We start from the raw sequence: 11553 nt of genomic DNA on the forward strand, positions 1-11553 counted from the left end.
ATTATCTGAATGCGTCGGCGAGAGAGAGCCTGATGTCCACCACGCGATAGGCGAGGTAACCTGCATAGGCTAGTATTCGCGCGCTTCGTTTTTTTTGCGGTATGCGCCGATGGTTTGTGCGGAATCTGGCTTTTGGATGTTGCAGGGAAGGAAGCACAACGCTGCCCCGTGGTATCTGCAACGTGTTTCAAGCTTCTAGCAACGAATGAACAGCAACGAAAGCCAGTCGCCAGAGTGTGACCGCGTTCGCGTAGGCGAATGCGTAGTGACGCTCTCTTCACGTGAAGTCGAGGTGCCCGGTGCGCGTCGTCCGCGACGCCTGACGCCGAAGGCGCTGGGCGTGCTGCGCGTGTTGCTGCGCCAGCCTGGGCGCGTGGTCACGCGTGAAGAGCTGTTCGCCGAAGTCTGGCCCGATACGCTGCCCACCAACGATGTGCTGACGCAGGCGGTGACCCAGTTGCGCAAGGCCTTCGCCATCGGCGAAGACAATGGCCAGGCGTACATCGAGACCATTGCCAAGACCGGTTATCGGCTGCTGGTGCCGGTGCAGGCGCTGCAGGACAGCGAAGGCCTGACGGAAACATCGGAAGCCTTGGACGACGCGGCCAGCGAGGACGTACCGCCGGCCGATGCACATGATGTACGTCGGCGCAGCCTGCGCCTGTGGCGTCGTCGCCTGCTGCTGGTGCTGGGCGTGGCCATGCTGGTCGCGCTGCTGGTGCTCACTGTGCTGCTGCTGCGCCGTCCGGCGCCGACCTCGCCGCTGGATGCGGTGGTGGAAGACGGCACGCGGGTGATCGGCAGTCCCGAGCGCCCCTATCGATTGATTACCGCCACCGCCGGTTTCGAGACCTATCCCACGCTGTCGCCCGATGGCTCGCAGGTCGCCTACGAAGGCGCCAACGATGACGGCACCACGGGCGGTGCGATCCGGGTGCAGACCTCGGGCAACGCGCCGGCCCGCCAGTTGGTACAGCCGCCGGCCGGTGCCAGCGACCGTTTCCCCAGCTGGTCCCCGGACGGTCGAGAGATCGCCTTCGCGCGGTTTGCCGCCGACGGCAGTTGCCAGGTGCTGATCGCCAGCGCCACCGGCGGTGCGCTGCGCCAGGCTACCCGCTGCGATGGCACCGAGCTGCTCAGTTTCGACTGGACCCCCGACGGACGCGGCCTGGTGTTCGGCAGCATGGTCGGCCGCTATGCGCACCGGGGCATCCGCGTGCTCGACCTGCCCAGCGGGCAGTGGCGGGCGCTGCAGTACCCGGCCGGCGAAGATGATTTCGACTACGCACCGCGCTATTCGCCCGATGGGCGCTGGCTGGTGTTCGCGCGCAACCCGCAGCTGGGCGACCTGTGGCGCATGCCGGCCAACGGCGGCACGCCCGAACAGCTGACCAACGAGGCCGCCGAGCTGCGTGGCTGGGCCTGGCTGGGCGATGGGCGGCATATCGTGTTTGGGCGGCGCGTGGACAGTGAGGCGCGCCTGTACTACCTGGACGTGGAGCGCCGCACGTTGCGCGACGCGGGCCTGGACGACGCGCAGTGGCCGGCGGTTTCGCGGCGTGGCGACATGCTCGCGTTCGTCCACCGCCGCGCCCAGTTCGGCATGTTCCGCACGCCGGTGCAGGGCGGTGCCGCGCAGCGCCTGTTCGCGTCCAGTGGCCGCGATGGCCAGCCGATGGTGGCGCCGGACGGCCGGCAGCTGGTGTTCAGTTCAGACCGCTCGGGAAGCTTCGCCCTGTGGTGGGCCGACATGCAGCGACCCGACTCGCTGCGGCCGATCGAAGGGTTGCGCCCGGAAGGCCGGCAGGCGCCGGACTGGTCGCCTGACAGCCGCCAGTTGCTGGTGGTGGGGCGGGACGAGCACGGCCAGGCGGTGGTGTATGAGATCGCCCCGCGCGATGAGCGCCTGCAGGTGCTGCCGGTGCCCGTGCAGCAACCGCTGCAGGCGCTGTACGGCGCAACGGCCGAGCAGGTGCTGGTGCTGGAACGCGATGCGCAGCAGCGGGTGCAGCTGAGCCTGTTCGATCGCAGTACCCAGCCGTGGCGCCGCCTGGCCAGTCTGGAGGGCGTCTCGCAGGCCCGTCTGGACCGCAGCAGCGGCCGGGTGTTGTTCACGCGGTTGGCCGCCAGTGGCTTGTGGTCGGTCAATCCCAGCCTGGACGCGGCCAGCGTGCAGCAGGTCAGCGACGCGTGGCCCAGCCGCTGGCGTTACCGCACCTGGGCCGTGGCCGGCAACGGGCGCATCGATTACCTGGGCAGCAGCGCGGCGTGTTCCACCACGCTGACCCGCGTGCAGGGTGGCACGCAGGAGCCGGAGCGCTGTCTGGACGCGCAGCGCCTGAGCGCAGGCAACGGGCTGAGCGCCAGTGCCGACGGCAGCGACCTGTATCTGGCCCTGGCCGTGTCCGACGGTGCCGACATCGGCGTCATGCGCCTGCCGGCAGCGCCGCCGCCGCTGTTCCCGGCCTTCTCCAGGTTGTTGATTTTCAACGACAAAGGTCCTTCGTAACTCTTTCGTGCCGACGTCGTAGCGATTTCGTAGCGATCTCGGCGGTTCTTCCTGACCGGCACGCACCTGATTTGGCAAAACGGTGGCCTGTACTTGGCAAATCCGTGGTGCTCCCATGCGTCAACTCTCGCTGGCCGATCGTGGCCAATCCGTCTCGCTGGACAAGGCTGTCGATGACGTGGCCCCGACCTGCCTGGGCGTTGCCCGGCTGGGCAGCCTGCAGACGGCCGGCAGCAGCTTCACCGTATGGATGCAGGTGCGCGGCACCTCGTGGGTGGAGGCGAAGGAAGGCCGCTTCCGGCTGCGCCAGGGCGAATGGATCGCGTTCGAGAAGGAATCGCGCCCGCTGGTGCAGGCCGGTCGCAACGGTCTGTGCGTGGGCCTGAACCTGAACGTCGAAGCGCTGCGCGCGCTGGCCGAAATGGCCGACTGCGGGCTGTATGCCGGCCGCGGGCAGATGAACCGCGGCGATGCGCGCGTGGCCCTGCGCCTGTGGCGTGATGCCCTGGCCAGCGGGCAGCCGGCGCAGTCGCTGCGTCCGCTGCTGCTGCACCTGGCAGGCCTGCAGCGCGGTCTGGCCGACAACGTGCAGCGTTGCCCGGGCCGCTCGCGCAGCCGCAAGCGCCAGGTGTTCGGTCGCATGCAGCGTGCGCGCCTGTACCTGGAAGGCAACAGCCACCGCGTGGTGCGCATCGGCGAACTGGCCGAACTGACCAACTTCTCCAGCTGGTATCTGTCCAAGACGTTCCAGAGCCTGTATGAAGAAAGCCCGCAGTCCCTTTCGGCGCGCCTGCGTCTGGAGCGTGCCGCCGATCTGCTGCGCGACACCGACATGATGGTCGGTGAAGTTGCTGCCGCCAGTGGATTCGACAACTGCTGCAGCTTCGCGCGCGCCTTCCGTGCCCGCTATGGCACGTCCGCATCGCGCTTCCGTGAAGACGGTGCGAAGCTCCCGCCAAAATCAGCAAAGTCTCTCGTTGGGTCGCGCAAATACAGCGCTGCAACGCAATCGTAACGTGCTGGGGTGTTTTAACACGCTGCTAACACGTACCTTGGAGAGATTGATGAACGTTCGTAATTCCGCAGTGCGGTTGGGCCTGCTGCCCGCCGGCATTGCGCTGGCGCTGTCGCCGGCCTTTGCTTCCGCGCAGGAAGCGGCCTCCGGCACCACCGACCTGGACCGCATTTCGGTCACCGGTTCGCGTATCCGCCAGGCCAGCATGGAGACCGCACAGCCGGTCATCGCGCTGCAGCGCGCCGATATCGAAAAGCAGGGCTTCACCAGCGTTGCTGACATCGTGCAGAACCTGGCCGCCACCGGCTCCCCGGCCATCAGCCGCAGCGATGCGCTGTCCTCGGGCGAAGAAGTCGGCGGTCAGTTCGTCGATCTGCGCAACCTCGGCCCGGAGCGCACCCTGGTGCTGCTGGACGGCAAGCGCATGGGCACCAGCACCGGTGGTTACACCGATCTGGCCTCGATCCCGACCTCGGTCGTCGAGCGCATTGAAGTGCTGACCGATGGCGCCTCGGCCATCTACGGCTCCGACGCCATCGCCGGTGTGATCAACATCATCACCCGCAAGAACTTCGACGGTCTGGAAGCCAGCGTCTACACCGGCCAGTACGGCCAGGGTGATGGCGAGCAGCAGACCTACAACTTCGTCTATGGCCAGACCGGCGACCGTGGCTCGATCACGCTCGGTGCCGAGTACAACGAACAGGACGAAGTGAAGGCCAAGGACCGTCGCTACAGCCGCTACGGCAACGGCCAGTGGCACCCGTTCCCGACCGAAGCTGAAGGCGCCAACGGCTGGTCGGCTGCGACCAACCAGGGCGTGCTGATCGACGGCGACGACAACTGGTACGTCCGTAACCCGGGCGCCACCGGCACCTCGCTGTCGGACTTCCACGACTTCGGCCTGGCCGACTACACCAATGCCAGCCAGGAAATGTGGCTGCAGAACAAGGTGAAGCGTCGTTCGATCTTCGCCAACGGCAACTACGACTTCACCGACAACATCCGCGGTACGGCAAGCATGCTGTACACCAAGCGTACGGCCACCTCGCAGATCGCGGGCTACCCGTACCAGTCGGAAGTCTATGGCACCGCTCTGTCGGCTGACAGCATCTACAACCCGCTGGACACGGATGCGAACTTCATCCGTCGTACCTCGGAAGTGCCGCGCCAGACCGAGTCGGAGCAGGAAACCTTCCGCTTCAGCGCTGGCCTGGAAGGTTCCTTCCAGTTCGCTGACCGTTACTTCGACTGGGATGTGGGCTACGTCTACAACCAGAACAAGGGCGTCAAGACCAGCACCGGCAACCTGTTCATCCCGAACGTGCAGAACGCCGTCGGCCCGTCCTTCGTCGATGCGGGCGGCGTTGCCCGTTGCGGCGTCGAGGGCAAGGTGATCGCCGGTTGCACCCCGTGGAACCCGCTGGCACCGTACGGTTCGACCGAAGCCGGCTCGCTGGCTGACCCGGCCCTGCAGAACTACCTGTTCCTGCCGAGCCACGACACCTACACCAACACCACCAAGGTCTACAGCGCCAACCTGTCGGGCAGCATCGCGACCCTGCCGGCCGGCGACCTGGCCTTCGCTGCAGGTTACGAGCACCGCGAAGAAAGCGGCGAGTACAACCCCGATGCGCTGCTGCAGTCCGGTCTGAGCACCGACCTGGCCGGCGCACCGACCAAGGGTGAGTACGAGCTGGACGAGTTCTACCTCGAACTGAACGTGCCGATCCTGGCTGACGTTGCGTTCGCCAAGGAACTGTCGCTGGACGTTGCGGGCCGTTACTCGGACTACAACACCTTCGGTGACACGGTCAACTCGAAGTTCGGCCTGAAGTGGAAGCCGATCGACGACCTGCTGATCCGTGGTACCTACGCCACCGGCTTCCGCGCACCGAACATCTCCAACATGTACGGCGGCGTGTCGCAGACCTACGACTCGTACACCGATCCGTGTGATTCGTCCTTCGGCTCGGCTGCACGCAACCCGTCGGTGGCTGCTGCCTGCGGCGCCGCTGGCGTGCCGGCGGACTTCCGCCAGATCACCTCCGGTGGTGCAGTCTCGACCGGCCCGGGCACCCAGTCCTACAGCGCCTTCGAGTCCGGTTCCAACGCCGAGCTGAAGCCGGAAACCTCCAAGACCTGGACCGCTGGCTTCGTCTACAGCCCGAACTTCGTGCAGGGCCTGGACATCAGCCTGGACTGGTGGAAGATCCGCATCGACGACGTCATCGCGGCTGAGTCGGTCACCTCGATCCTGAACAACTGCTACGTGCTCGGCATCCAGGGCGCCTGCGACCGCTTCTCGCGCGGCACCAGCGGCCGTACCGCCAACCAGGTGGTCGACGTGACCCGTACCCTGGTCAACGGTGGCTACCAGGAAACCGCCGGTTACGACCTGGGCGTCAAGTACCGTCTGCCGGAGTTCTCGTTCGGTAACTTCCTGATCGACTGGAAGACCACCTACGTTGACTACCTGGAATACAAGGCTGACAACGAAGCTGAAACCCCGGTCGAGCAGTTCACCGGTTGGGAAGGCAACTTCCGCGTGCGTTCGAACCTGAATGTCGATTGGAGCTTCGGCGACTTCGGCGTGAACTGGGGCGTGCGTTACTACTCCGGCATGAAGGAAGCCTGCTCGTACGATCTGGAAGGCGGCCGCGAGTGCAACCTGCCGGACTTCAGCTCGTCGTACACCCTGGCCCAGCCGAGCCGCAAGGTCGGTTCGAACACCTTCCACGATCTGCAGGTGCGCTACAACGCACCGTGGGATGCCACCATCTCGATCGGCGCGAACAACGTGTTCGACCACGAAGGTCCGGTCATGTACAGCCAGCCGAACTCGAGCTTCTCGTACTACGGCGGCTTCGACATCGGTCGTTACTACTACCTGAAGTACACCCAGCGCTTCTGATCCATCGAAGTCTGGAACACGCAGTACAAGGAGGGCGGACCGCAAGGTCCGCCCTTCTTCTTTGTGCGGCATGCATGGCATGGGTGAGCAGCATTTCCCTGAATCTTCTGTAGGGGAATTCTGGGCAGGGAGAGACGGTGCGTCCGATCACGGTCGCACTCTGTCGCATCCGGCACATTGAGGCGGTCCAATGACGGACGCTTGGAGATGGATATGAAAGCCACGCTCTTGCACAAGCTCTCTGCAGCCATGCTGATCTATGCCACGCTGGCCGGTTCGGCCTTTGCCCAGAACCTGATCATCTGCGGTGGCGGCGTCTACTGCGAAGAAGTGCGCCAGGAATGCCTGGCTGCCGGCGGTTCGGCAACGCTCTGCCAGCTGAAGTGGCGCGCCTGCGTGCTGGATGCCTGCCCGCAGCGCTGACGCGCACGTGGCGCGTCCACGCGACGCGCCACCCTGATCGCTTTCCTTTGTGCGTGCTGGCCTTACGCTTCGGTAGGTACCAGCCCCATCAGGCTGTTGGCATGCTCGCGCCATTGCGGCAGCTTGTTCAGCACGCCCGCGCGCTGCAGGTAGTCCTCATCCACCGGGTCGCCGTTCACCAGTGCCAACGCCACATGCACCGCGCCGGTCACCCAGAAGCTGCGGGTGGTGGAGCGCTGCGGCTGCAGGTGGAAGGCCACGGCCTCGATGATCGGCATCGGCAGGCCCCACAGGCCCAGCAGGTAGGCCCCAGCCTCGGCATGGCCGGGCAGGGGATCGCCGCCCAGCGAGGGCTCGGTGCGTTCGTTGCGCACGCCCGGCAGCAGCAGGCCGATATCGGCCAGCAATGCGGCGGTGGCGCCCAGCTCGGCACTGGATTCGGGCAGCAGCCGTGCCGCCAGGCGCGAGGCCATCAGCGCACGCTGCTGCAGCGAGTTGCGTTCGGCCCCGGACAGCGTGGGCGCGGAGAACACTTCGCTGGCCAGCACAAGGTCACGCAGGGTGGCCAGGCCGAGCCGGGTCACTGCGGTGCGCAGGTCGGCAATGGTGCGGCCCTGGCTGAAGAAGGCCGAATTGGAGAGCTGCAGCACCTTGGCGGCGATCGCCGGGTCGGCGGCCACCAGCTTGGCCACGTCGGCGCTGTCGGTCTCGTCGTCGTGTTCCAGCGCCTGGGTCAGGCTCAGGTACAGGTGCGGCGGCGAGGGCAGCTTTTCGATGCGGCCGATGGCATCACGCAGGCGCGGGCTGTCCAGCACCTCGCGCAGCTCTTCCAGGCTGGTCAGCGCTTCCAGCAGCACTTCCGGCGCCAGCGGCAGCGGCAGGAAGCGGTGCGCCACGCCGATCAGGCGCGCCGGCGGTGGCCGGTTGCCATGCTGGGCGTCGACCAGCGCGATGCGGATGGTTTCCGGGCGCAGCGTGCGGATCTGCCCCAGCAGCGTGGTGGCATTGAGATCGGGCAGCTGCGGGCAGACGATCACCGCATCCACGCCCTGCGCGGCCACCACGCTCATCGCGCTGTGGCCATCGGTGGCGGTCAACGGCTGCCAGTCTTCCCCAAGATCGGCAATGAACTCGGACAGCTCAGCCGGCAGGCTGGCTGCATCCCCTACAAGCAGAATACGCACGACACATTCCCCTGGCTGTCTCGACGATGGGCGTCGAAGACGTGTGAAGTGACGCAATTTACCTAATACGGCGCCAACAGTGATGGACCGCCGTCATGAAACGTGATCAGGATCGCTCCTGCGGGCTGCGCCGGAGCGATCCTGTTCAGGATCAGGCCTTGTTGTCCAGGTGGCGCTGGTGCGCCTCGATCAGGATCTGCTTGGCCTCGGCCGCGCCACCCCAACCGTCAAGCTTGACCCACTTGCCCTTCTCCAGATCCTTGTAGTGCTCGAAGAAGTGGCCGATGCGCTCCAGCCAGTGGCTGGACACCTGGGCGATGTCTTCAACGTGGGCATAGCCACTGAAGATCTTCGAGACCGGCACGGCCAGGATCTTCTCGTCGCTGCCGGCTTCATCGCTCATCTTCAGCACGCCCACCGGACGGCAGCGCACCACCGAACCGGGCACCAGCGGCAGCGGCAGGACCACCAGCACGTCGGCCGGATCGCCGTCGCCGCACAGGGTGCTGGGCACGTAGCCGTAGTTGCACGGGTAACGCATCGGGGTGGACAGGATGCGGTCGACGAAGATCGCGCCGGTTTCCTTGTCCACTTCGTACTTCACCGGCTCCGAGTCCTTCGGGATCTCGATGATGACGTTGATTTCTTCCGGCGGGTTCTTGCCGGGCGAGACGAGTTCCAGACCCATGGTGTGCTCCAGGTGGGGGTATAGACGGTTAGCCCCCCATTTTATGCCTTTGCCGGGCGCTGTGCAGCGGGGCGGTTCCCACCCCCTGCGGCGCGCATTGCCCACCGGCCGGCACGGGGTTCCCCGATGGGCCGCCCGCAGCGGCGGGCGCAGGCTGGACCTTCGTTCCCCTGGAGTGCTGACATGCGATGGAAGATCGGGTGCTGCGGCGCCCTCCTGCTCTCTGCCTCGTTGCCCGGACTGGCGCGCGGGCTGCACGTGGATCTGATCGATTTCCCCCGTTCCGAAGCCAACTGGGACCGAGGCTATGCCCTGGAGCACGCGCTGGCGCGCCAGTTCAGTGCGCTCTGCGCCGACACCTGGTGCGAAGGCGACTACAGCAACTACCGGGTCATGGAGTTCCGCTGCGCGGTGCTGGCCCATCGCGGCACCGTGCAGCGCTGCGTCTGGGTGATCGCGGCCAGCGAGCTGCGGGTGCAGGCCGACACGGGCGTGGTCGAGGTGGACAGCGCGCGCTGGGCCTGTACGGTGCCGCTGCAGCCCGGGGTGGCGGTCGAAGCGTTCCATGCCGCGCTGGACGCGCCCGGGGGGCTGACCGCGCCCTTGCCGGGCCTCGATCATGGCCTGTTCGACGCGCTGCCGGACTGCCTGCGCACGCCGCGGGGGAGAGGCGCATGAGGCCGCTGACAGGATCAACACTGCTGGCGATGTTGCTGCTTGCCGGCCCCGCCCACGCCAGCCCCGCCTTCGTTGACGCACGCGACTACCCGACGTCCGCACTGGGGCACGAGCGGTTCCTGGCCGCCGAGCGCCTGCTTGGCCGTGGGTTCGACAATGTCTGCGGCGACACCTTCTGCGAGGGGCAGTACTACAACCTGTGGCCGATGCGCCTGCGCTGTTCGGTGCAGCGCGACAGCGGGGTGGTGGGCCGCTGTGTCTGGACCTTTGCCGGCAGCGAAACCTGGGTGCGCCACACCGGCCGGATCGCCGTCGATCAGGGCAGCTATGCCTGCGTGCTGCCGGTGGCCCCCGGCACGCGCATGGACGCGCTGCTGGCGCTATGGGAGTCCAGCGCCGCCGACGATGTCCTGCATGTGCCGCTGCCGGGGAGCGGCCAGAGTGTGTACGACGGGCTGACGGACTGCCTGTAACGGCGGATGACAATGCAAACGTGATTTATTCGCATCAACGGAGTAGCATGCGCGCCGCCCTTGTCTGCCCCCACCGCGCATGCCCTCCAATGCCGCCACCCTGACCGAACTGCTGATCCGCGAACGGCCGGCGCTGCTGCGCCGCGTGCAGCGCATCCTCGGCAGCGACAGCAGCGCCGAGGATGTGATCCAGGCGGTGTGGTTCAAGGCCCGCGGGGTCGACAGCCAGCAGCAGATCGACAATCCGCGCGCCTACCTGTACCGGTTGGCGATCAACCTGGCCACCGACCATGGCCGCGAGGCCACGCGGCGCAACCGCCTGCTGGCCGACCACTATCTGTGGCAGGAACAGGACGAGGTGTCCACCGAATCCCAGGTGATGGCGCAGGACGAACTGCAGCGTGTGCTCGATGCCGCCGGCCATCTGCCAGAGCCCACCCGGACCATTTTCCGCCTCAACCGCCTGCAGGGTCTCACCCAGGCCGAGATCGCACGGCGTCTGGGCGTGTCGGTCACCACCGTGGAAAACCACATGCGCGCGGCCCTGCAGCGCCTGGCCTGGGCCCGCGAAGGGCGATGATGGCCGAGCTTGGGGCCGACCTGCCCGCAGACGTCTTGAAGAGGGGGGCGCAGACGCGTCCCCGCACCCCGCAACGCGATTGAACGCGCCCACCCGCCAGCCCATGAGCCCGCACCTGCCGACCTCACCCGCCCCCGATGCTGCCTTGGCCGAGCAGGCCCGTGACTGGATCGCCTGGCTGGCGGCCGGCGAGCTCAGCGATGCGCGCATGCAGGCGTTCGAAGACTGGCTGGCGCAGCCCGGGCACCGCCGTGCGTTCGAGTACGAACGGCAGGTATGGCGCAGTCTGGGGCCGCGCCCGGCATCGGCGCCCGCGGTCGCCCTGCGCCGTCGCCCACGCCGCCTGCGCTGGGCAATGGCCGCGGCGGCCGTCGTGGCGCTGCTGGTGGTGTGGCCCGACGCCTGGCTGCGCCTGCAGGCCGACCACCGCAGCCAGCAGTTCGTGCAGGACGTGCGCCTGCCCGATGGCAGTCGCGCCGTCCTGGACGCCGACAGCGCCATCGCCGTGCGTTTCGACGCGGATGCACGGCACATCGAACTGCTGCGCGGCCGCGCCTGGTTCGAAGTGGCTGCCGATGCACAACGCCGTTTCAGCGTGTCGGCCGGCAACGGCGTGGTCGAAGACATCTCCACCGCCTTCACCGTGGAACGGCAAGGGCAGGGCGCGCAGGCCGAGGTCGGGCAGGGGCAGGTGCGCGTAGCCAGCCCGGTTGACGGCGGCTGGACCTATCTGCGTGCCGGCCAGCGTGCGTCGTACGGCGCACATAGCGGGGTGCAGCGTCTGCCGGATGTCGCCACCGACGGGGTCGGCAGTTGGCGCCGCGGCGAACTGCTGCTGGAACAGGCATCGGTGGCCGAAGCGATACAGCGCCTGGGCCGCTACCGCAGTGGACCGACCTGGGTGCGTGGTGATCTGTCGTCGCTGCCGCCGGTCAGCGCCGCCCTGCGCATCGACCGCCCCGAGCAGGCGCTGGATACGCTGGCGGCCACGGCCGGCCTGCGGGTCACCCGTTGGCCGCTGGGCGTGGCCATCGTCCATCAGTAGATCCACGCCATGCGTGGATGAATCCGCTGACCACGCCATGCGTG

Annotated in this window: 10 protein-coding genes; 8 read left to right on the forward strand and 2 right to left on the reverse strand. The window is 67.0% G+C overall.

What is annotated here, in order from left to right; genetic code table 11:
- The first annotated feature begins 205 nt into the window (after positions 1–205).
- The 4 genes from AC06FA_RS16030 to AC06FA_RS16045 all read left to right on the forward strand — a co-directional run bounded on the left by AC06FA_RS16030 (position 206) and on the right by AC06FA_RS16045 (position 6861).
- Complete coding sequence (locus tag AC06FA_RS16030) at positions 206–2509, forward strand: winged helix-turn-helix domain-containing protein (RefSeq protein ID WP_478069174.1); 2304 nt, start codon at positions 206–208, stop codon at positions 2507–2509.
- A 115-nt stretch (positions 2510–2624) separates the two neighbouring features.
- Complete coding sequence (locus tag AC06FA_RS16035) at positions 2625–3524, forward strand: helix-turn-helix transcriptional regulator (protein WP_478069175.1); 900 nt, start codon at positions 2625–2627, stop codon at positions 3522–3524.
- Between the two features lie 49 nt (positions 3525–3573).
- Entirely contained in the window at positions 3574–6438 is a 2865-nt protein-coding gene (locus AC06FA_RS16040; protein ID WP_478069176.1) for a TonB-dependent receptor domain-containing protein, read from the forward strand.
- A 213-nt stretch (positions 6439–6651) separates the two neighbouring features.
- Complete coding sequence (locus AC06FA_RS16045) at positions 6652–6861, forward strand: hypothetical protein (RefSeq protein WP_478069177.1); 210 nt, start codon at positions 6652–6654, stop codon at positions 6859–6861.
- Positions 6862–6923: 62 nt separating this feature from the next.
- Here AC06FA_RS16045 and AC06FA_RS16050 read toward each other — a convergent pair whose 3' ends face one another.
- Complete coding sequence (locus tag AC06FA_RS16050) at positions 6924–8045, reverse strand: HDOD domain-containing protein (protein WP_478069178.1); 1122 nt, start codon at positions 8043–8045, stop codon at positions 6924–6926.
- Positions 8046–8196: 151 nt separating this feature from the next.
- The gene (gene ppa / locus AC06FA_RS16055) at positions 8197–8733 is read right to left on the reverse strand and encodes an inorganic diphosphatase (protein ID WP_108754069.1); all 537 of its coding nucleotides are present in this window, start codon (positions 8731–8733) and stop codon (positions 8197–8199) included.
- Between the two features lie 183 nt (positions 8734–8916).
- On the opposite strand from ppa, the gene AC06FA_RS16060 reads away from it, so the two are divergent.
- From AC06FA_RS16060 to AC06FA_RS16075, 4 genes are all read left to right on the forward strand, one after another.
- On the forward strand, positions 8917–9411 hold the full coding sequence (locus tag AC06FA_RS16060) for a hypothetical protein (protein WP_478069179.1): 495 nt from the start codon (positions 8917–8919) through the stop codon (positions 9409–9411).
- Complete coding sequence (locus AC06FA_RS16065; RefSeq protein WP_478069180.1) at positions 9408–9884, forward strand: hypothetical protein; 477 nt, start codon at positions 9408–9410, stop codon at positions 9882–9884. Before AC06FA_RS16060 ends, AC06FA_RS16065 begins: the two co-directional genes overlap by 4 nt.
- A gap of 79 nt (positions 9885–9963) precedes the next feature.
- Entirely contained in the window at positions 9964–10464 is a 501-nt protein-coding gene (locus tag AC06FA_RS16070) for an RNA polymerase sigma factor (RefSeq protein WP_478069181.1), read from the forward strand.
- A gap of 103 nt (positions 10465–10567) precedes the next feature.
- Positions 10568–11509: a FecR family protein gene (locus AC06FA_RS16075; RefSeq protein WP_478069210.1), complete on the forward strand. Its 942-nt coding sequence runs from the start codon at positions 10568–10570 to the stop codon at positions 11507–11509.
- Positions 11510–11553: the final 44 nt, after the last annotated feature.

Source organism: Stenotrophomonas sp. Steno-C17, from assembly GCF_056393165.1.